We start from the raw sequence: 21173 nt of genomic DNA, 5'->3' as shown, positions 1-21173 counted from the left end.
CAAGATTCGGATCAAGAAGTTGTTTATGGTTGAGATCGATTCACACCTCGACGACTGGTGCCACCAACGCGATGCCATGCAGCGAGCTTACCTACTTCTAGTATGAGTGGTCAAGATGATCTTCTTATAAGTAGTCCTCGTCTAGAATGAGTGCATGTCCATGATCAAGCGATCTTCCCTATCTGACCAGGTCACTCACGAGCTGGTCGCGATGATCGAAAGGCAAGGGATCGGAGTAGGATCCCCCCTCCCTTCTACTGGCGAACTCGCTTCACAATTCGGCGTCAGCGTTGTCGTCATCCGAGAGGCTCTATCGACCCTCTCAGGCCGCGGAATAATACAACGCGCGCAAGGAAAAGAGTCTGTCGTTGCCCGCCCCGGTAGCGAAGTGCTTGATTCGATCTTCCGAACTCGCATGCGACAGGACAGCATCACCCTGGACGAGTTCCAACACTGTCGAGCCGCGTTAGAGCAACAGGCAGCCGCCGAAGCAGCATCAGGAATCCATCACGCAGAAGCACTTCAGACCTTGGGCGTTCACCTTGAAGCGATGTCACACGCTGACAACGACGAGGCGCTCATCAATGCCGACGTTGCCTTCCACCACAGCCTGGCCGTTCTGTCAGGAAACCGCGCACTCGTACTACTTCTCGAAGGACTACACACCTTCGTCAGTGATTCACTCACGGTAATGTATGAACGAATCGGGCCACGCACCAGATCCTCAGTCGAGCTGTCCATATCAAACCACCGAGAAATCGCTGTCGCAGTCCAAAACGGCGACCGCGCTGGCGCGATCGACGCCATGAGAAGACACTTCGAGACAAGCTCCCCACACCTCGACTTCAACTTCTGCCACTAACCCTGACCATGGCTCACCCACACTGACGCACGACCCCACAGAGTCAGTCCATATGAAAGTACTCCGACGCCGTACCATCCAGTGGCAACTACCGGCGCCCTTTAGGCGCAAAGGCCGAAGCGAGCCTCAGCTGGCGAGCGTGGTGGTCATGCCGCCATCAACGAGCAGCGATGCTCCGGTGACGTAGGAGGCACCTTTGCTGGCGAGGAATTGGATGACGGAGGCGACCTCTTCGGGCTTGCCGAGTCGCTGCAGTGTTGTTTGACGCTCGGCAGCTTCGTAGGCTTCTTTGCTCTGGTGAGCCCACTGGCGGGTTTCGATTGAGCCGGGGAGTACGACGTTGACGCGAACGTGGGGTGCATAGTCGAGTGAAAGTTGGCGGGTGAGCGAAATCAGGCCGCCCTTGGCCGCACCGTAGGCAGGCTGTTCGGCCCACGAGAGCACACCATGAACGCTGGAAACGTTAACCATGCTGCCGCGGGCTGCGGTGAGGGTGTCGTGGAAGGTGTGCATTGCGCGATAACGGATGACAGGGTCACCGAGAGCTGCTTGTTCCAGCTATCTTCGGCCTGTTCGTGGGCAACTCCCCCCACTTGAAAGAACGCGTTATTGACGATGACCGCGGGTGGGCGGTTTGCAGCTCGGAGTTCGCGCGAGAGTGCCTGCCAAGCTTCAGGCTCAGCGACATCGAGGAAGTGGCCGGTGGCGGTGCCGCCCGCTGCCTGGATTTCGTCGGCGAGAGCCAAGGCGCCATCGGTGTCGATGTCGCTGACCACAACGTCGTCGCCAGCGGCAGCAAACAGTCGGGCGCTTGCAGCACCAATTCCGTGGGCTGCCCCGGTGATAAGAACGGTGCGAGTCGTGCCAATTTCGTTCTCCACTATTGCGCCTTCTTGCGTGCTTTCACGAGGGCCGCACCGTCGGCATCCTGGCTGACGATTGCTTCGGAGTCACGCGCCGACTCCGTCATAAGAATGTGCATCGCAGCGAAAGCACGGTCGGCATCCTGGGCAACGATTGCTTCTAGGACGGCCTGATGCTCTACCAAGAATTGTGTTGTCGTCTCGTGCGCGAAGGCGAGTTCGTTGCGAGCGTGCAGTGCTGGCTCTAAGACAACTTCAAATCGTGCCAAAAGTTCGTTGCCGGATGCCGCAAGCACTGCCCGGTGGAATGCGAGGTCTGCTTTCACGTGCGAGTCAACTTCGGTGCTCTCGAATGTGGCAGCGAGCGCGGTCATCGCAGCCTGAATCTGGTCACACTGTTCCTCGCTGCGTCGCACTGCCGCCAGCCGGGCGGCGGCGGGCTCAAGAACTTGGCGCACCTCGCTCAGTTCGAGTACGAGCAGGGCGTCAGGCACCCCTTCCGATCGCCACGTCATGACGTCACTATCGAGCAGCTGCCACCGTTCGCGTTCGGTGATGTAGGTCCCGAGGCGGGGGCGCGCGTCGACGAGGCCTTTGGTGGTGAGCACCTTGAGGGCTTCGCGGAGCACCGTGCGGCTCACGCGAAATTCGGTGAGCAGTGCATCCGGGTCAATGATCTCGCCGGAGACTAGTTCGCCGCGCATGATGCGGCGGCCGAGCACATCGACAACGTGCCCGTGCAGGCCTCGGCGAGAAAAAGTAGTCATCCCCGCGATAATACTGCGCGCAGGTATGGGCGGTGCTACGCGTCGCTCAGGGCGCAACAGTACAGCGCGCCGGGTAGTCGTTCTCGGTGACGAAGTTGAGGCCACTGATGATGGCCTTCATCGGCATCCGACCGAACGGCATGCTGGAGGTTGTGCTCCAGAACACGGCAGAATAGTCATCTTCTTAGCCAACGCCGCCGCGGGCGAGGTTCATTCCTTCACGCAGAAAACTGCCAAAGCGAGGGGTGCCGCCGCGCAGCCAGGCGGCGCCCCGCAATCAGTTACTTCAGCAGGCCCTTCTCGGTGAGCCAGTCCTTCGCCGCCACGGCGGCCTGCGCCTTCTCCGATCCTTCGACGCGATCCCGCAGCGCGATCAGATCCTCGGTGGTGAGAGCGGCCGAAATCTGGTCGAGTACCTTCGCGAGTTTCTCGCTGTAGATCTTCGAGTTGAGCAATGGCAGCACGTTCTGCGCCGCGATCAGGTTCTCTGGGTCTTCCAGTACCAAGAGCTTCTTTGCGACGAGATCAGGAGAGGTTGTGAAGATGTCAGCCACCTGCACTGCGTTGTCAACGAGGGCCTTCACTGTGTCTGGTCCGCCGAAGTCTTCGATCGGCACGAACGTCACATCGTTGATGCCGTAGACCGACTTCAGGCCGGGGATGCCGTATGGAAGCTCGGCGATCTGCGGGCTGGCTCCAAGACTGAATGGTTCAATCTTCTTCAGGTCGCCAATCGAAACAAGCCCCTCCTTCTCTGCAAGCTCCTGGGTGACGACGTAGGCATCCTTGTCCTCGGCCGGGGACGAGGTGAGCACTTGGAATCCATCCGGAACTATGGTCTCTAGTGCAGCATCCACCTCGGCCGTGCTGCGGGCAGTGTTCTCTGTGTCATAGAAGAACAGCAGGTTGCCGTTGTACTCCGGCATGAGGCTGATCGACCCGTCCTCAAGGGCCGGAATCGTGGTCTGCCGTGGTCCGAGGTTGAACTTCGTTTCGACTTCGTAACCGGCATCCTCAAGAGCGAGGGCATAGATGTTGCCGAGGATCTCGCTTTCAGGGAAAGCAAATGAGCCGACGACGATCTTTGTGTCGGCCGCCGAGTCGTTCGACGAAGTACCGGTCGGGTCGGAAGTGGCGCACCCGGCCAGTGCAACCAGCGCCCCTGCTGCGATGACCGCGGTGGTGATCCGGGGCCCCCTGTGTGCTGCGAACATTAGTTTTTCCCTTCGTTGGCGGTTGTTACCGCCACCGTGACCGGTCCGAGTGACCGTCCGCGGAGGTGTTTTTTCTGCTGGTGCGAGTCGGAGAACCCGCGTCGTCTGGTTATTCGCTGGACAAGCGCGAACATCCCATCGACCACAAGCGCAAGCACCGTGACGAGAATGGCGCCGCCCAGGATTCGATCGTTGTCATTGAGTCCGATACCGCTCGAGATGATTGTGCCAAGGCCACCGAGCGAGATGTACGAGGCGATAACCGCGGTCGCAATAACCTGCAGCGCGGATGCACGGATACCGCCGATGATCAGCGGGAGCGAGAGCGGTATCTCAACCTGTGTGAGCACCTGCAACTCGGTCATGCCGCTCGCGCGTCCGGCATCCACTGTCTCGCTGTCGACCGATTCGATACCGGCATACGCACCGGCCAGGATCGAGGGAATCGCCAGAATGACCAGGGCGATTATGGAGGCAATAAACGCAGCCCGCGTGAACGGCACTGTCGCCCCGACGATGACGAAGAGGGCCATTAGCAACCCCAGTGTCGGCAGGGCCCGCATTGCACCGGTGAATGCGATCACGAACTGGCGGCCGCGCCCCGTGTGCCCAATGTAGAAACCCAGCGGCAGCGCGATGATCGCTGCGATCACCACCGCTACGACCGTGTACAAGAGGTGCTCGCCGAGCCGATCCTGGATCGGAAGCGGGTTCTGCGCCCCGGCGGCATAGTTCGCGGGATCCACAAGCCAGCGGAAGGCGTCAATAAAGAACTGCATGGGTCAGGCCACCTGCTTGAGGGGAAGGATACTCTGGCGTTGGGTTCGACCGCGCCGCTGCTTCCAGGGCATGAGCACGCGGCCAAGAAGAACAAGCACTACGTCGAAGACGAGGGCGATGACGAGGCTCGCTGCGATGCCGATGATGATTTCCTCAAGGAAGTCGCGTTGCTTGCCGTTGGTGAACAGGTAGCCGAGGTTGGCGGAGCCAATGATTGCGCCAACGGAAACGAGCGCGATCGTACTTGCTGAGACCACGCGAAGGCCCGCAAGAAGGACAGGGCCAGCGAGAGGAAATTCCACAAGCCAGAATCGGTTCCACGTGGAGTACCCCATGGCTGTGGCGGCTTGGATCGCATCCGTCGGCACCGCCGCCAGGGCGTCTGCCGCAGTGCGAACCATCATCGCGACCGCGTAGATCGTGAGCGCGACAACGATATTCCGGTCATCTGTGATTCTTGTCCCGAGCACATACGGCAGGATCACAAAGAGGGGAAGGGACGGGATTGTGTAAAGGAGACTTCCGCCGGCGATCACCACCGACCGCAGCGTCAGCCACCGGTTGGCAACCCAGCCGAGTGGCACAGCGATCACGAATCCGAGCACGATCGGAACAATGCTGAGGGCAACATGGTTGCCCGTGAGTCTCGCGATCAGGCCGAAGTTCTCGATGAACCAGCTCATTGATCGACCCTCATCGGTCAGCCCCGAGAATTCCCGCGGGGCGGCCGTCACCATCGACGATCAGGGTCGCGCTGTCCCCTTCGCGATGCTGCAAATGAAGGGTGCGCTTTCCCTTGTCTGCACCGATGAATGTCGCGACGAAATCATCTGCCGGGTTCGAGAGGATCTCGGCCGGAGTTCCCACCTGCGCGATCACGCCACCGCTGCGGAGGATCACCACCTGGTCGGCGATCGCGAAAGCTTCGTCGATGTCGTGGGTGACGAACACCGTGGTCTTGCCGAGCTCACGTTGCAAGCGGTTGAGTTCGACCTGAAGTTCAGCCCGCACGATCGGGTCGACCGCGCCGAAGGGCTCATCCATGAGGAGGATGTCCGGGTCGCTTGCCAGAGCACGCGCGACTCCGACGCGCTGCTGCTGGCCGCCGGAAAGCTGGTCCGGGTACCGCTCTGCCAGAGATCTGTCGAGTCCAACCGCATCGAGCAATGTGAGCGCGTCCGCGCGGGCCACCCGCTTCGGCACGCCATTCAACCGCGGTACTGAGGCGATGTTGTCGACCACCCGCCGGTGCGGAAGGAGTCCGATGGCTTGGAGAACGTAGCCAATCCGTCGTCGAAGCGATACCCGATTGAGGCCGGAAATATCTTCGCCATCGATCAGAATCGTGCCGGAGGTTGGGTCGATCATCCGGTTGATCATCCGGAGCAGCGTTGTTTTGCCCGAGCCAGACGATCCAACGAATACTGTCGCCTTGTGTGCGGGAAGAACGAGGGAGAAATCTTCAACAGCGAGAGTGCCATCGGGAAACCGCTTGGTGACGTTCTGGAATTCGATCATGGCAGGCGCCTCATTCCTCGTTCGTCGGGCGAATCGACACTTGCCGGTCCCCTCAAAGTACAAGTATATTCTTCGCGCCTTAGCCTGCGGCGATGACCGCGGGCTCGGAGTTACTACTCGATGCCCTGATCATGGATCGCCGACGATAACGTCATGCCGTTGAGTTCTAGGTAAAGCTGGCCCTCGGTGGCGGACAGTGTGATCGTATTGCGTCGTTCGAGGCCGGCGACGGCCCCGTCGATGAAGCCGGGGTCGAAACTGCGCAAGACGATGGCTTCGGCCTGGTGGATCTTCTTGCCTGACCACGCAGCCGCCACTTTCGCCGGGTCACGGTGCGTGTAAACGACAACCCTGTCTGCCAACTTGCTCCCATGGTGCAGTCGGGCCGCATCAGGCGCGCCCACCTCGATCCATGCCGTCAGGGTGCCAGTGAGATCTCGCACGAGAACCGCCGGCTCATCGGTCGATGAGACCCCTTCGCTGAACGCGATCCCCTCCTCGTATTCGAGGCAGTACGCCAGCAGGCGCGTCACCATGTACGAGTCAGTCTCGGATGGATGCCGCGCCACCCGAAGCGTGAAGTCGTCGTAGACGCCGCGATCCACATCGGCGAGCTGCACCGTGAAAGTGTGGATTGTTGAGCCAGTTGCCATAGCGCCCGAGCCTAGCCTGTGGATGAAGTGATCAAGGCCCTGCCGTAAAACACGAAAACCCTTGAATGACTCAAGGGTTTTCACTTTCCTTCAACAGGGCAAGAGCGGAGACGGAGAGATTTGAACTCTCGGTACCCTTACGGGTACTCCACCTTAGCAGGGCCGCTGTTTCCAACTCAGGGGCGACTTCTTGCGCCTCGCGGCTCCGCGAAACACTCCTCACACCGCATAATCTGGTTCTCGGGTACACAGGGGGGACACACGAAGCACCACCCTCAAAGACAACCCGAATGCCCGTGAACCATGCGCCGCTGTTCCAGCCCCCGCGGATGACGGCACTTGCCGCGCAAGCGGCGAACGCACCGAGACCGCCTGTCAGATAGACCGAGATCTGGCGTCCGAGCGAATACTGGTGGTGGTAGTGACCGAACCCGACGGCCTCGACATACCTCGGGTAAGCTCACCGGTCGCGTGCTCCATCAGCGCAATGAGCGCCCGTGCATCCCCCAGCTGATCGTCATCAACGATGCTGGAAAGAAGATCCTCAAGCTCACTCATTGGGGGTGCACCGGAGCCGATTCTTCGAGCGGAGACGAAGGGGGTTTGAAGAACATCTCATGATTCAAGCGCACCCCGCCCCAAACGACCGCGTATCCGCCGGCCGGCCCGACGCCGGATCAGCAACTCCGCCACGACACTGTTGATCACGAAGCCGGTAGCGACGAACCATGCCTCACCGTATGCGTCGACCTCACCGTTGTTGAGTGTCCACAGCGTGGACATGAGAGCTGTCCCCAATATGGACACGAGCGCTTGGGTTCCGCCGGAGACAGCGATCGCGTAGGCGCGCGTCATCCATGCCCCGTGCGCCACGAAGTCGCGGCGCCTGATCGCGATCACTATCACAAGAAACCCTGTCATTGGTACAGCGAAGACGAGTCGAACCATCGCGAGTGCGAACTCTTCAGGGGGGCCGCTGAAGAAGACCGCGAGCCAGATGCTGGCGAGTGCCGCGATGATTCCAGCGGGGATCAGCACACGGCCGGCGGCGCGATGCCACCCGCGCCGAAGGCGCAGTGCTGGAGAGAACTGGAATGCGCCGACAAGGCAGAACACGGTCATCGCCACGATGTGCGCGATAATCGCGACCAATGAGGCAAGGGGTATTTCGCGTTCGGTGTCAGCGCCCACGGTCGTCAAGCGAAGCACCCCGCCGATCACGGGCAGCGCGCTGAGCAGCAAGAGGCCGGATATCGCAAGCCATCCGCTCTTAGGTCGTTGCCGCCCTCCCTCGCGCTCGGCAGGGGTTATCAGAGTTGTGGCGGTGGTGCTCACTGGTGCTGCTCCTTGGTGCTCGGGCGCGGATACTCGTCGTCGAGTATCGCGTAGGCGACAGTGTCCATCCATCCACCTGATCGGTGGAACGAATCTCGCACAGCATGCTTCTCGCGGCGCATTCCCACGCGTTCCATGAGCCGCCACGATGCTTCGTTGTCGAGGAAGCAGTCGGCAACGATCCGGTGTACTCCGAGGTTCTCGAAACCGTAGCGGATGAGCTCGCGTACAGCCTCGGTCGCGTACCCGTGGCCGGTGAAGTGAGGGTCAAGTACCCAGCCAAGCTCGACCTGGCGGCCTTGCGCTTGTTCGGCCACATCAAGTTGCGCCCACGCGTCTTCGATTCGGAACATGAAGTCTCCGATGACTTTTCCACCGTGATCGGAGTTCAACTCGACGATTACCGTGGTTGACAGTCTGATCGGGTCACGGAATAGCTCGTGATAGCCCTCGGCCGTGTCAGGTGTACCGGTGAGCCAGTCGTTGACGTCGTCGAGCCGCCGGAACTGCCAGGTGGATGCTTCGTCCTCCAGCGAGGCTGGGCGTATCGACAATCGCTCAGTCGATAGTGTTTCGCCGAGTGCGTGCGCAGGCTCGGCGGGAGTCGCCTGGGTGGTGTTCACTGGTGCTGCTCCTTGGTGTTGTTCTGGATGGTGATGGTGATCTTTCCCTTGACGCGCTCCTCAACGAAGTAGCGGATCGCCTCAGGCGTCTCGGCGAGCGGGTAGCTGCGATCGACCGGCGGGGTGATGGTGCCGGCCTCGATGAGCTCCCGAAGCACCTCGAGGTCAGCGCCACTCGCGACTGCGGCGAGGGCTCGAAGTTTCTGGGTCACGAACATGTCCAGCAGCATCGCTGCGAGCATGCGTCGGATCGGACCGAGCACGCGTCCCCCGTTGCCCGATGCCAGCACCAGAGTCCCGCGACGAGTGAGGGCCCGCCGGCACTCGGCCAGCGGTCGGTTGCCGACCAGGTCGAAGATCACGTCATAGCGAGCCTCGCCTGCCGTAAAGTCCTCACCCGTGTAGTCGATGACGTGGTTTGCTCCCAATGACCGCACGAACTCGAGATTTGCGGTGCTGCAGACGCCAGTCACGTCGGCTCCATAGGCCTTGGCCAGTTGCACAGCGAAGCAGCCAACTCCGCCGGATGCCCCGTTGATGAGCACTGTGTCGCCCGGCTTGATCTTCGCGACATCCCGCATCCCCTGCAGCGCCGTTGTTGCGGCGATCGGCACGGCAGCCGCCTCGGCGAAGCTGATCCGCGAGGGTTTGTGAGCCAAGCGCTTCGACTTGGCAACGGTGTAGTCGGCGAAGCTGCCGGCATCCACTTCGGCATAGACCTCGTCGCCCACACTGAAACCGCGCACGTTGTCGCCCACAGCCTCGATCACGCCGGCCACATCCCTGCCCCGCGTCGAGACCATGGGCCGCCGGATACCGAACGCCAACCTGGCAACGAATGGTTCACCCTGAATGAGCAGCCAATCGGCTGCGTTAATGGAAGCTCCTTGAACGCGGATGAGGACTTCGTCTTTCGCCGGTACGGGCCGGGCAACAGTCTCGTGTTCGAGAGTGTCGAGTCCGCCGTAACGATGTTGGGTTATCGCTTTCATCGTTCTTAGCGCGGGCTGAGTGGGTGCGCTCATGGTTCTTCCTCTTCTCGATACTGTGTGACACACATTATTACACTTCAATGGACTTCTCAAGAAGATTCACTATAGTGTGTGTCATACAGTAGTGCGCGACCACGCCCACTCAACGAGTCCGAAAGAAGAACCGATGACCATCCGAACGAACACCCCGAAGCTTTTCGACAACCCGCGGATCCCCGTGCAGGCCAAGCTCGCCGCCGCATGGACCAGCCTCATGTACCTCGTGCTCTACATCGACTACTTCCACCTCTACCAGCCTGACCAGATCGACATCATCCGTGGCGGCAACATCTTCACTTTCGAAATTAGCGGGAACTTGATGACCATCTTCTTCGTGCTCATCTCGACGCCGGCCTTGATGGTGCTGCTCTCCTTGACGCTGCCCGCCCGGGTGAACCGCGCAACGAACCTCGTCGCCGCGGCGCTGTGGATCCCCTTCTGCGTGGTCAACGCGGCAGGGGCGCCGCAAGGCTATGCGCTCTACTACGGCGTTACCATCGGAGTCGAGGTGCTGATCCTGGTATTCATCCTGCGCTCCGCCTGGACCTGGCCCCGCACCTCCGCCGTCGCGGCAGATAGCGCGACAGCCGACCTTCGAAAGTAGGTGCGCCACGCCGGACGAGCAAGCGGTGGGTCACCACGGTTTGCCCCCGTCGAGCCTCAGGGTTCGGCGGGGGTTCCATCGTCTCCCGGGTCGCCTTTAGCGCGTACGCCTCTTCTTGCTCGCCCGCACGAATCCGTCGACGGCGTCGCCTCCCGTGAGCAGAGTGACGACCACGATCACCACAACCGCGATGACGTTCTCCCCGCCGGGCCAGCCAACGGCGCTGAAGTACTCTTCGCTCAGGAGGCGACCACTGGCCGCGAGCCAGATGGCTGGCGCAGCGAAGAGTACGACGAGTACTGCGTTCGCGATCGCGTTAGCCGTCGACCAGCCCGTGTAATAGGCAAGTACGTGGAAGCTGATGCTGGCGATACCGAACAGCAGAGCGATGTAGAAAACGCCGGACTCCCACAAGCCGGAGGAGACGGGACCAACCTTGGTCCCGTCTGCGCCCTCGACGGCGCCAAGCGTCTGGGCGAGCACCAGGGCGATCACGATGACCGCAAGGAAGATTACGCCGCCGATCAACTCGGTGAAGTAGCCGGTTTTCTTGCGGACCTCGGGCAGGGACGACGGATCCCAGGTGGCTTTGCGTTTCGTGCGCACCGCCGACACGCGCTCGATGATGGCGAAGACGAGCGTGGTGAAGAAGGCAATGGTCACCGCGGTCTCAAATGCGCTGTACAGAGCGCCGCCAAACGCGACCTCAGCAGGCGAGCCGTCTGTGAAAGTCACCAGTGCGAAGAAGACAAACCACAAAGGAACGAGAGTCGACAGCAGCAACTTGAGTACCCGGAGATAGTCGAGATAGAACTCGGGGCCGATCAGGTACAGGGATCTGTCGGAGTAGCTCGCGGCAAGGCGCGCGGGCGCGCCAAGTCCGGTGAGCACCTCGCGCTCTGCGGAATCGGCGTCTGCCCCGGCTTCACGCCGGTCGTCGATGGCGTCGGCGATGAGCGCGCGCAGCTCCGCCTCGATGTCCTGGCGCTGCCGTTCCGGCAGGCTGCGGAGGGTTGCCGCGACGTAGCGGTCAGTAGGGGAAGACGTCGCCGTCATGAGTCATCCTTCAGAGTGAGAAGCGCTGTGTCTAGGTCGTGCCAGTCCCGTTTCAGGGTGTCGGCAAGAGCGGCACCCTCCTTGCTCGTTACGTAGAACTTGCGCGGGCGGGAATCGTCTGTGTTCCACTCACTGGTCAGAAGGCCCTGTTTCTCCAGCCTGCGCAGAAGTGGGTACAGGGTGTTGGCGTCGACTTCGAACCCGGATTTTTCCAGCGTGTCGAGCAGCGCATAGCCGTAGTTCGGCCGACTCAGGAGCAAGAGGCAGGCGAGAACGATCGTTCCCCGCCGCAACTCCTGGCGATGGGTTGCGAGCGCTTCTTCATTCAACACAAGTTCACGATACTGTGCATCACACACTATAGCAAGGCGACTACCGTCACCGGACTGCGACCAGCCCGGATCGATAGGCCACCACGACGGCCTGCGCACGGTCGCGCGCGCCGATCTTAGCGAGGATGCGCTTGACGTGGGTCTTGGCCGTCGACTCGGCGATGAAGAGTGCCGCGGCAAGCTCCGCATTGGATCGACCCTTGGCGACGAGCGACAGGACTTCGCGCTCGCGGTCGGTGAGCAGCTCGATCGCGGCGCGCTCCTCGGCGTTGCCCTCGGGGCCTCGTGCGCCGCCGAGCACGAAGTGATCGATGAGCTCGCGAGTGACGGCTGCATCGAGAAGCGAGTCGCCGCTGTGGATGGTGCGCACCGCCTCGATAAGACTCTCCGGTTGGGTGCGCTTGAGGAGGAATCCGCTCGCCCCTGCACGCAGAGCACCCCACACGTAGTCGTCGTGCCGGAAGGTAGTTAGTACGAGAACTCGCACCTCGTCGTGTTCTGCGGTGATGCGACGGGTCGCCTCGATGCCGTCGACTCCGGGCATCCGAACATCCATAAGTACGACGTCGGGCTTCAGTTCACGACAGCGATTGACCGCCTCGATACCGTCGCCAGCCTCGCCGACTACGTCGATGTCGGTCGCGCTGTCGAGCACGACGCGAACACCCTGACGAAGTAGGGCGTCGTCGTCGGCGATGAGTACGGAGATCCTCACGGCAGCACCAGCTCGGCGTGGACGTGGAATCCCCGGGCATCCCGGTGGTGAGTCAGGGTGCCGCCAAATAGCGCGACCCGCTCCTCCATGCCGCGAAGTCCGCGGCCGGGCTGGTACGCCGTGGGGCCGTGCCCTGTGTCGGAGATGTCAACGATGAGGGGTTCGGTGCCGTGCACTCGCACAACTGCGCTCGACGCCTTACCGTGCCGGAACGCATTCGTGAGTGCCTCTTGCACGATGCGGTAGACCACGATGTCGACCTGCGGCGGTACGGCTTCTGACACTTTCGGATCGATCTCGAACTCCACTGTCAGGCCCACCGCCGCGAGGCGTTCACCGAGAGCCGGCAGGCCCCGGATTCCCGGCTGCGCTACCGAGTCCGCATCGTCGCGCAGCAGTCCGAGCATCTGATCGAGTTCGCCGAGCGCCTGGCGCGCAGTGTTCTCAACCTCGCCGAGCATCGTCTTGGCTCGTGCCGGGTCACTATCCATGATGAGCCGACTCGCGCCGGCCTGTACGAGAACAAGGTTGACGGTGTGGCCGACCACGTCGTGCAGTTCCCGGGCAATGCGCACTCGCTCGTCGGCCAGCGCCTCGCGGCGAGACGCCTCGCGGGCTCCCGCGCTCTGCTCGCGGCCGCGGGCAATCTGATAGCCAATCGCCCAAGCCGCAAACCACAGCCCGAAGGTGCTTAGCGTGAGTAAGCCGATGGGCTGCGAGGAGTTCGCGAAGTACGCGATGACACCGGGCGCGAGAATGACGGGCCCCCACAAGGCACGCCGATGGGTGCCATACATTCCGAGCGAAAACAGTCCTATCAAATTCGCATATGGGCTGAGCGAACTCGCGTCAACCCACAGGGACTGCACGATGAGTGCTGCCGAACCGATCGCGTAGCTGGTCAAAGGCCACGCGCGACGAAAGGCGAGACTCCCGCCGATCACCACCGCCAGAGCGATAGTGATGGCGGGAGCCAGCCCTGAGTTCGGGCCCAGCAGAACTTGTTCAACCACGAGCGCCGTCGTCAGCGCGACGGACACGCCAACGTCGAGAATCAGGGCCGCTCTGCGAGGCATGAGCACATTATCCCACCGGCGCGGGAGTTCGCGACCCGGTCACGCCCTCCTGCCGCGTAAACGAACGCGCGGTTAGCGCCAGCGCGACGACGGCAACCACTACACCGAGAATCCCGAGCGCTCCAGTGGCGAGATCGGGGGTGATCCACGGCTGCCCAGCGTACGCGGTCAGGGTCACCGAGCCGAACACGGCGAGGCCACCGACCGACCCGAGCGCGACCGCGGCGACCCGGCGACGCGCAGAGGCGAAGATGGCGAGCACCGCGAGAAACTGGATGAGATGCATCCCGACGAAGTGGGACAGCTTGGCGCTGCCGTCTGCACCGAAAACGACCTCGTAGGGAACACTTCCCGTAGCCACGGTTTGTGCGGTACCAACATCGATCATCTGGTTGCCTATGTACCCGGCTGCGATCAAGCTGACCAGTCCGACGATTGCTGCGATCCGTTCGCCACCGTTGCCTCGAAACCTCAGCACTACCCAGACCAATAGGATCGCCAGAGCAAGCACGACCGTCAAGACTGACACGGCCATGATCCCGAACATTGCAACGTCGAACGAGGTGGCCTCGTTGAAGTGCGAGGGTACCCCCCGCCACTTCTGAATCGTGATTGCGCTGACCTCGGTGAAGGAGAAGACGCCGAGCATCAGTGCGGGAATCCAGGTCCAGCGGGTGGTCGGCAGCAGACGCAAGATCCATGCTGCGGTAAGCGAGAGCATTCCAAACGACCCCGCAAACACAACGGGTTTGCGCCACGAGATGGGGCCAGACCACTCCTGGCCGGAGGCCAGGGCGCCGAGCGCGATGCCGCTGTGGATGAGCGCCGACACGAGCAAGATGGCACCAACCACGAACAGGAAGCGCTGCGGGGCCGTGACGGGCCGGATGTGGCTCCAGAGGTGACTCCAGATGGTGCTGAACATGAGAAACGTCCTTTCGCTGTCGGGACTTTCCCGGCAGGCTGGACAAAGCTACGGTCTCGGTACTCGGCGATCGTCCCCCCGCCGGGGTGACTGTTCGTACCCCGCTGGAGGTACCAGCATCGCCTAAACTCGCTCGTCCTCGAGTTCGTTTGGCTCACAGTCCACAAAGAGTGCACAAGAACTTTGCGCAGCGCGAATTTGGTCGTGGTGAGAAGTGGGTTAGACGGGAACAAAAACTGCTCTGACCAGCACTTTTTCAGCGGAGACGGAGAGATTTGAACTCTCGGTACCCTTACGGGTACTCCACCTTAGCAGGGTGGTGCACTAGGCCGGACTATGCGACGTCTCCAGACGTACTCAGCAATCATAACGGGTGATAAGCCGAACGACGAACTGGCGCAAGCCTCACCCTCGCCTAGAGCCGTTCCCGCAGGTGCGACGCGTAGCCGCCGGGTGTTCGACCCTGAGCGCGACCAGACGTGAGAACGCAACAGCTGTGCGTTGCCGCGACGTGAGCCCCCGCCTCCGAAAGCGACGCCGCTAGGAGCACATCTTCATGCTCCGCGACCGGCCTGAACCCGCCCACCGACCGGTACCGGTCGGCCCGGAATCCGAGGTTAGCTCCGTGGACGTGCCCGTTGGCATATTCGGGGGTGTGAGTGGCCAGCCATCGTTGGCGTTGGGCTTCGCTCAGGTCGTTGAAATCTGGACGCACCGTGCCGATCATCATGTCAACGCCGGCAGTGGCAAGCTCCCACTGATGAACGAGCCAGTTTGCGGGAACCTGAGAATCAGCGTCAGTGTTTGCGATCCACAGCGCTGATTCTGACGTGTCGCTGCTGGTCAGAACGTGGTGGATGCCGTGGTGCCGAGCGGCCCCGACGGCACCGAAATCCACCGTGAGTGCTTCAATCTCGCCCCATTGTGAGGCTATGAAGGCAGACCGGTCAGTGCAACTGTCCAGCACGAGGATTACGCGCACCCACGGAGCATGCCCGCCCAATTGATTTCGGATCGAGTCGCGTGCGACCGCGAGAGAAGCCAAAGATCCAGGCAGCAGGGCTTCTTCATTTCGGGCCGGAACGACGACAGCAATTCCAGTGATCGGTGTCGTCATACGAGTCCAGTCTGACGCGCCACGGAGAGCGCCGGTCGAGGGCTAAACAGCTCGAGCAGAAAGTCCTCTTCGCTGTGGTGAACGAAACGCTCGAGGCTGGGTTCCGCCCGAAGCCGCGCGTGCACTTGGTCACCGGTCAGTGGATAGTCGCTGACGGGGTGTCGCCAATGGCAGGCCACCAGCACACCGCCCGGTGTCAAACTCTCGGCTGCTCTGCAGACTAGGTCGTTGAGAGCGTCCACGCTGAAGTAGTAGCCGACTTCGGAAAGCACGATGAGGTCAAACTCACCAGTGGGCCACTCGGTATGAGCAGCAGTCTGGTGAAAAGTGACGTGTGAATGATTCCCCAGTCGTTTTCGCGCGATCTCCAGTGGCTGTTCGGCGATATCGGTGGCGAGCAGCTGATCACAGCGCGCGGCAAGCTGTGCGGTAAGCACCCCTATCGAGCATCCAACTTCGAGCGCCCGCTCGAAACGCTCCCTGGGCAGAGCCGCCAAGGTGAGTGCACGCTTGCGCTGCTCGTACCACCGAGTTTCAAAACCCCACGGATCGGTTTTGTCAGCATAGAAGGTGTCAAAGTATTCGCGTGACAGCGATGCTCCATCCGGGGCTATTTCGTGGCTAACGTACGCCTCCAATGGTCGTCTAAAGTGTTCCAAAAATTCGTCGCGGAGGACAACTTCGTCTCCTATCCCGTTTGAGAGCGGTTCGGTTTGGCTGGTGTGCATCGCGATGGCGCGCAGCTTGAGTTCTTTTTCCTCAGGATCAAGAACGAGCGTGCGCAACTGCGACCACGGCATCCGTGTGTCGTCGGGGGACGACCAATGCCATAACCAAATCGGATACTCCAACAGTTGTGATCCTGTTGCGTGAGCGACTTCTGCGCTCACTTCGCCGACAGTTCGGTGATCGCCATGCCCATCCCCGCGCCATGTCACCGCGAGCGTGGCTGCACCGCTACCGTCAGCGATCACAGCCTCAATCCCAGCGCGCAGTTGAGACGCATCGTGTTTCAGCGCCCCATCTCGTAGCCCGAGTCGCACAACAGAACTACCCGGTGCAATGAGTTCGATGGCCTCCTCGACCTCGGCCATTCGGCGCGCACGCAACTGCTCTGTTGTGTGAGTCGGAGACTGCGGGTGCGATCCTTCACCATCGGTGGCGAGCACAACCCGCACGTCTCCTCCGGCTCTCGCCACACGTTGCATGAGCCCTGCAGCGCCGAGAGTTTCGTCATCGGGATGCGCGGCCACCACGATGAGGCGGTGGATTGTGGATGGGTCTAGTTCTCTCCGTGTGTTCCAGTGTGGGCTCGCGCTCCACTGCGACTCCAGAGTGCCCGGCTCACGATTATCGAAAGTCACCACCGGGCAGCTCGCGATTCGAGGAGTTTCCGAGCCAGCGCCACGTCATCCCGTTCTGCGTGGTGCTGACGCACGTACAACTGCAAATCAGCTACGCGCCGCGCATGATCTGGCTCAAGCGACAGTGGACCAGGCCCGAGCGCATGACCAACTCGCTCAATGACCTCTTCAGAAACACGAGCCGCGACGGTGCGAGTTCGGTGAGCCACAATTTTTGCCGCATCACGATCGGTCGCCGGGTCGTCTACCGTCTCCGCTGCCGTCGCTAAAGCGACCCGAGCAGTATAAAGTGCCACGTCCAATGCGCCGAGGTGCATGAGCGCAACCTGATCGGGTTCCCGATCTCGTGCGGCGTCGAATGCACGTCTGGCGATTCCTACGGCGCCGCCCCACCAGCACGCTGCGACCCCGATACCACCCCAGGCGAACCCGGGACGGTGAAAGTACCAACCATCCTCTCCCACCGGAACGGCATCCACGGTGGTGAAATCGACAGCTCCACTCGCGATGGCAGACAACCCATTCGCATGCCACTCCCCTTCGCGAACAACAACGCCGGGCTGGTCCAGGGCCACGGCGAATAGCCGACGAGAAGATCCGCCCGTGTGGGCCGTGATTAGTGCGTGGCTGAGCGAACCAGCCAACGAACACCATGCTTTGGTACCCGTCAGTTTCCAGCCGTCAGCGCTCTCCGCTGCATCTAACTGGGCTTCAGGTGACTCGGCCGCAAAGACGCCCCATGTGCTGTCTTCCGCAACGGCCACACGATCCAGATCACTGGGTTTGGCTTGGCTGAGAATTGCGAGCGCATCGAGGTGGGGCTCCACAACGCGGGCAACGGTGACATCTGCCGCAGCCACAGTTGCCAATGCGCTCCACAGGGTGGCTGTTGAGCCCGCCCCGACCAGCGGAACCGTGGCTCCAAGAGTCACGGCCAGCTGCAGCGCAGCATCCACTTTTCCGTCACAATCAAGCGCCCGCCGGCCCACCTCATCCAGCATGCCGTCGTAGCGATCTGAAGCTGTGATCCGCACCGGAAACGTCGTATTCACCCTCAGCTCTCATCCTCTTGAGTCTGGGTCGTTCACGCGCAAATGAAGTACGCGATCGGTGGCGACCACATTTAGTTCTGCAGTTGTACCAAATCCACCTGAGAGTGACGAGCGGCCGGCTGAGTTAGGCGGGCTGGGCCGGTTTAATAGTTGTTGGTGACCGAACAGCTGTACGTTGCTGCGTTTGTACCGCGCACGTCAATCACCGGAAGATCTTCCACGGGCGTTGCTGTCGAACCGTCAGTTGGCTCGGGGGCGGGCTCGGCGACGGGAGCGTTCGGGTCAAGAATTGCGCCCAGACCATCAGTGGTTTCCTCCAGAGCAAATGCCTGGTCCGATGAAACTAGATCCATCATCTGGTCGCCGAGGTACTGGTTGGGCTGAACTTTGCCGTCGTAAACGCCGGAGCCTCCGGTTGTGCCGGGGTACTGCACGAACTGGATGCGATCCAGCGGGATGTCCTTGAGGGCAAGCGCGATCGAGACCATGGTGGGGATGTCTGCAAGACCCTTCGACAACTGCATGTTGGCGATGGCGGCATCCGCAAGGTTGTAGAGCTTCTTGTAGTCGCTGAGTGTCTCAGAACTCTTGAGGGTGCGCACGAGCGAGGAAAGGTAAACCTGCTGCGAGCTGATGCGAGTCAGGTCGCTGCCGTCGCCGACGCCGTGGCGTGAGCGCAGGAATGCGAGTGCGTTCCATCCCTGCAAATTGTAGGTGCCTGCTGCGGGAAGATTGATCCCCGTGAAGTCGTCGATTAGTGGGCCGTCGATGCAGACATCCACACCGCCAATCGCGTTGGTCATTTCGATAACACCATCGAACGTGATGATGCCGGCGAATTGGATGTCGAGGCCGGTGAACTCAGAGAGCGTCATAGCCACGCAGGGTAGGCCGCCATAAGACAATGCAGTGTTGAGCGCTTCAGTGGAGTAGTACTTGTTGTAGTCGCCGTCGGCGCTTGGGCACTCAGGGATGCCCATAACCATGTCGCGGGGAAAGCTGATCGCAACCGCAGATTGGCGGTCGGCAGCAACATGCAAGATCATGTTGACGTCGTTGAGTTCACCTGACGCGTCTTCGGTGGTTCCGCCGATGCCGCCCTGGCCTGCGCGGGTGTCGCTACCGGCGATGAGAATGTTGAATCCACCCTCATAGCTGCCGATCTGGGGCGGAGGTCCTTCGGTTTCCCCGACGAGAGTTACGGTGTCGCGCTGACCGTAAATGCTGTCGAATGCGACGGCACCTACAGCGGCACCGCTCACCATCACCACGGCAAGGGACGCGGCAACGATCTTGGCGATTGAGCCCCACGGGCTCGGCTTCTTGAGTCGTCCGTGGCGTGCCAACGCTTGTACTTGGGGTGCTTTTTTGGGGCCTGTGCGAGCAACGGAGCGCGAACGCAACTCTGACCGCGGACGCAGTTCACTCATCACACACTCCTTTCAACCACCTAATTCAAGCTATGACACGCAGTGCGGAGGGCGTGGGATTCGAACCCACGAGACATCTCTGCCCACCAGTTTTCAAGACTGGCTCCATCGGCCGCTCGGACAGCCCTCCCTGCATAGCGCAAGTTCAGAGTGTATCGGATGCCCGCATCGCCTACCTGATAGGCAGGCTAGAACGCTCGAAATGGGGGTGGGTGGGGTTAGTCGAGCATCCGTAGCGCCGCCCAGATCTCTAGGCGTCCTTCGAAGGACTCAAGGTCGAGGTGCAGGATGCTCGCAGCTTGGTCAATCCGCGCCCGCACCGTGTGCCGATGAACGCCCAGCTGTGCCGCTGTCGAACCCCACGAGCAGTCGTGTGCGAACCAGGAGCGCAGCGTATCCACGAGAGCCGTCGAATGCTCGGCATCGAAGTTGACGAGCGGAGTGAGCACCCGGTGTGCCACCTGCTCAGCACCTGCCGCGTGCAGCACCCCGAGCATCCCGGTGTCAGCAATGTCAGCGAAGTCGCTGAGGCCAGGACGCCCACCGCCAGCATGCAGTGCATGGGATGCCTGACCGAGAGCTTCGCCGAGTTCGGCATAGTCTGCGGCGGCGGCACTCCCGGCGGTGAGTTCGTGATCGGCAACAAGGTGTGCGATTTGGTCGCGCTCACTCCCCTGCCCGACGATCACCACGATCGTGGTATCGCGCTCGGCAAAGAACACTCGGCCGTCACTTTCGAGTGCCAAAGATTCGAGGGCGTCAAGCACATAGTGGCTGCGCACCTGCCGAGCGATTGCGACAACACTGAGGGGTTCTGTGGGCAACGCACCCCACACGTTATGAGCGGTAGTGCGCGCAGCAGGCACATTGCCGGCGAGCATCAGCTCAAGCAGAGCCGAACGCAGCTGGCGCCGAGTCGTGTCGAGCTCGCGGTTTTGCTCGAGCGCCAACGTTGCCAACGCAATCACGCTTGTGACGAGTTCGTTCTCGGCACGGTCGAGCGGAAACCCTCGCCCCAACGCCAGAGCACCCCGCAATTGTCCGCTCTGGCCGAACGTCTGAATGGTCGCCTGACCCGAATCGAGAGTGAGACTCGTGGATGACCGGCGCCCCTTGCGCAGGGCACGCGCCACTTCATCCCGCACGGGTGCCGCAAACCGGTCTTCGGATGGCCGTTGGGCAGGAACAAGCACCGGGTTTCCTGTGGCATCGAATAATCCGACCCAGCACGAGAGTTGACGTTCGAGTTCGCTCAGTGTCGATCGCAGTCCGGTCGGCTTGAGGGACGCGCGCGAGATTGCCTTGTGTGCTGCAATCGACCACTCCATGCGGCGACTGCGTTCGGCGGCGAGTTGATCGGCAACTTCACGGATGACGGCAATAAAGGGGACGCGGTCGGGAACATCAATAAGAGGGAGCCCGGCACGTTCGCACGCCTGCGCAAGCCCCGGGGGCATGCCCTGGTGCAGAAAGTGGGTCGCAAAACCGAGACCGACGATGCCGGCTTCGACCAGTCGCGTTACGTAGGTGTCGTAGGTGTAGCGTTCAGCGGCATCGTCGAAGCCGAACTGCGCGCCATCGGTGAGCAGTACGTTGCCGGGGCTGAGAAAAGGCGTCGGGTCGTCGAGGTCAGAACTGTGCACCCAGGTGATGGGTGCGGTCAGCCGGTCGGAGTACTGCGGATGCCCACCCGCAGCAGCACGGTCGCCCCGGTCTGCTCGACCACCGCCCACCACGCTGAGGCGTAGCTCGTTTCTGCCGAGGAGCCATTCAATGGTGGGGAGCATCAGGGTTTCTCCTTCCGGAACCGACTTCTCACATTATGTCGAAGTAGCTACCTGCGAGTATACAAATTG

General features: G+C 61.4%; 21 protein-coding genes, 2 tRNA genes and 1 pseudogene. 2 read left to right on the top strand and 22 right to left on the bottom strand.

Translation table 11 applies throughout. The features are described 5' to 3' along the window. Nucleotides 1-154: 154 nt before the first annotated feature. Nucleotides 155-862 carry an FCD domain-containing protein gene (locus AADH44_RS01155; RefSeq protein ID WP_341953580.1) on the top strand — a complete coding sequence of 236 codons (708 nt, stop codon included), beginning with the start codon at nt 155-157 and terminating at the stop codon, nt 860-862. A gap of 126 nt (nt 863-988) precedes the next feature. On the opposite strand, the pseudogene AADH44_RS01150 reads toward AADH44_RS01155, so the two are convergent. The 10 genes and pseudogenes from AADH44_RS01150 to AADH44_RS01105 form a co-directional block, all read right to left on the bottom strand. Next, nucleotides 989-1743, bottom strand: a pseudogene (locus AADH44_RS01150) (SDR family NAD(P)-dependent oxidoreductase). Then, nucleotides 1743-2492: a FadR/GntR family transcriptional regulator gene (locus AADH44_RS01145; RefSeq protein ID WP_341953579.1), complete on the bottom strand. Its 750-nt coding sequence runs from the start codon at nt 2490-2492 to the stop codon at nt 1743-1745. Before AADH44_RS01145 ends, AADH44_RS01150 begins: the two are co-directional and overlap by 1 nt. A 281-nt stretch (nt 2493-2773) precedes the next feature. Continuing rightward, nucleotides 2774-3706, bottom strand: a complete 933-nt coding sequence (locus tag AADH44_RS01140) for an ABC transporter substrate-binding protein (RefSeq protein WP_341953577.1) — start codon at nt 3704-3706, stop codon at nt 2774-2776. Continuing rightward, nucleotides 3706-4485, bottom strand: coding sequence for an ABC transporter permease (locus AADH44_RS01135; RefSeq protein ID WP_341953576.1), 780 nt, complete (start codon nt 4483-4485; stop codon nt 3706-3708). The genes AADH44_RS01140 and AADH44_RS01135 overlap by 1 nt, the downstream gene beginning before the upstream one ends. Nucleotides 4486-4488: 3 nt before the next feature. Continuing rightward, the gene (locus AADH44_RS01130) at nt 4489-5169 is read right to left on the bottom strand and encodes an ABC transporter permease subunit (protein ID WP_341953575.1); all 681 of its coding nucleotides are present in this window, start codon (nt 5167-5169) and stop codon (nt 4489-4491) included. Between the two features lie 10 nt (nt 5170-5179). Continuing rightward, a complete protein-coding gene (locus AADH44_RS01125) occupies nt 5180-6004 on the bottom strand; it encodes an ATP-binding cassette domain-containing protein (RefSeq protein WP_341953574.1) in 825 nt (274 codons plus the stop codon). 113 nt (nt 6005-6117) lie between these two features. Next, the gene (locus AADH44_RS01120; protein ID WP_341953573.1) at nt 6118-6657 is read right to left on the bottom strand and encodes a YaeQ family protein; all 540 of its coding nucleotides are present in this window, start codon (nt 6655-6657) and stop codon (nt 6118-6120) included. Nucleotides 6658-7272: 615 nt separating this feature from the next. After that, nucleotides 7273-7992, bottom strand: a complete 720-nt coding sequence (locus AADH44_RS01115) for a DUF2306 domain-containing protein (RefSeq protein ID WP_341953572.1) — start codon at nt 7990-7992, stop codon at nt 7273-7275. Then, nucleotides 7989-8615 (bottom strand): GNAT family protein, encoded by a 627-nt coding sequence (locus AADH44_RS01110; RefSeq protein ID WP_341953571.1) that lies wholly within the window; start codon nt 8613-8615, stop codon nt 7989-7991. Before AADH44_RS01110 ends, AADH44_RS01115 begins: the two co-directional genes overlap by 4 nt. Continuing rightward, nucleotides 8612-9640, bottom strand: a complete 1029-nt coding sequence (locus tag AADH44_RS01105; RefSeq protein WP_341953569.1) for an NAD(P)-dependent alcohol dehydrogenase — start codon at nt 9638-9640, stop codon at nt 8612-8614. The genes AADH44_RS01110 and AADH44_RS01105 overlap by 4 nt, the downstream gene beginning before the upstream one ends. Before the next feature lie 133 nt (nt 9641-9773). Between AADH44_RS01105 and AADH44_RS01100 the strand changes: the two genes are divergently transcribed. Further along, nucleotides 9774-10250: a DUF6326 family protein gene (locus AADH44_RS01100; protein WP_341953567.1), complete on the top strand. Its 477-nt coding sequence runs from the start codon at nt 9774-9776 to the stop codon at nt 10248-10250. A 96-nt stretch (nt 10251-10346) separates the two neighbouring features. On the opposite strand, the gene AADH44_RS01095 is transcribed toward AADH44_RS01100, so the two are convergent. From AADH44_RS01095 to AADH44_RS01040, 12 genes are all read right to left on the bottom strand, one after another. Next, nucleotides 10347-11306, bottom strand: a complete 960-nt coding sequence (locus AADH44_RS01095; RefSeq protein WP_341953565.1) for a permease prefix domain 1-containing protein — start codon at nt 11304-11306, stop codon at nt 10347-10349. Continuing rightward, complete coding sequence (locus AADH44_RS01090) at nt 11303-11638, bottom strand: PadR family transcriptional regulator (protein WP_341953563.1); 336 nt, start codon at nt 11636-11638, stop codon at nt 11303-11305. Before AADH44_RS01090 ends, AADH44_RS01095 begins: the two co-directional genes overlap by 4 nt. 46 nt (nt 11639-11684) lie before the next feature. Then, nucleotides 11685-12353, bottom strand: coding sequence for a response regulator transcription factor (locus AADH44_RS01085; RefSeq protein ID WP_341953561.1), 669 nt, complete (start codon nt 12351-12353; stop codon nt 11685-11687). Beyond that, on the bottom strand, nt 12350-13429 hold the full coding sequence (locus AADH44_RS01080; protein WP_341953559.1) for a histidine kinase: 1080 nt from the start codon (nt 13427-13429) through the stop codon (nt 12350-12352). Before AADH44_RS01080 ends, AADH44_RS01085 begins: the two co-directional genes overlap by 4 nt. A 7-nt stretch (nt 13430-13436) precedes the next feature. Next, complete coding sequence (locus AADH44_RS01075; protein ID WP_341953558.1) at nt 13437-14354, bottom strand: hypothetical protein; 918 nt, start codon at nt 14352-14354, stop codon at nt 13437-13439. Between the two features lie 260 nt (nt 14355-14614). Beyond that, nucleotides 14615-14703: transfer RNA gene (locus tag AADH44_RS01070), tRNA-Ser, on the bottom strand. A gap of 66 nt (nt 14704-14769) precedes the next feature. Next, nucleotides 14770-15471 carry a glycosyltransferase gene (locus AADH44_RS01065; protein WP_341953557.1) on the bottom strand — a complete coding sequence of 234 codons (702 nt, stop codon included), beginning with the start codon at nt 15469-15471 and terminating at the stop codon, nt 14770-14772. Next, nucleotides 15468-16835 carry a bifunctional PIG-L family deacetylase/class I SAM-dependent methyltransferase gene (locus tag AADH44_RS01060; protein ID WP_341953556.1) on the bottom strand — a complete coding sequence of 456 codons (1368 nt, stop codon included), beginning with the start codon at nt 16833-16835 and terminating at the stop codon, nt 15468-15470. The genes AADH44_RS01065 and AADH44_RS01060 overlap by 4 nt, the downstream gene beginning before the upstream one ends. After that, complete coding sequence (locus AADH44_RS01055; RefSeq protein WP_341953554.1) at nt 16832-17887, bottom strand: acyl-CoA dehydrogenase family protein; 1056 nt, start codon at nt 17885-17887, stop codon at nt 16832-16834. Before AADH44_RS01055 ends, AADH44_RS01060 begins: the two co-directional genes overlap by 4 nt. Before the next feature lie 143 nt (nt 17888-18030). After that, nucleotides 18031-19317: an LCP family protein gene (locus AADH44_RS01050; protein ID WP_341953553.1), complete on the bottom strand. Its 1287-nt coding sequence runs from the start codon at nt 19315-19317 to the stop codon at nt 18031-18033. Nucleotides 19318-19362: 45 nt separating this feature from the next. Continuing rightward, nucleotides 19363-19447: transfer RNA gene (locus AADH44_RS01045), tRNA-Ser, on the bottom strand. Nucleotides 19448-19535: 88 nt separating this feature from the next. Next, nucleotides 19536-21104, bottom strand: coding sequence for a PucR family transcriptional regulator (locus AADH44_RS01040; RefSeq protein ID WP_341953552.1), 1569 nt, complete (start codon nt 21102-21104; stop codon nt 19536-19538). Nucleotides 21105-21173: the final 69 nt, after the last annotated feature.

It is taken from the genome of Salinibacterium sp. TMP30 (genome assembly GCF_038397785.1).
Taxonomy (GTDB): Bacteria; Actinomycetota; Actinomycetes; order Actinomycetales; family Microbacteriaceae; genus Rhodoglobus.
Note: the sequence above shows the minus strand (reverse complement) of the source record. Positions and strands in the feature narration are given on the sequence as shown.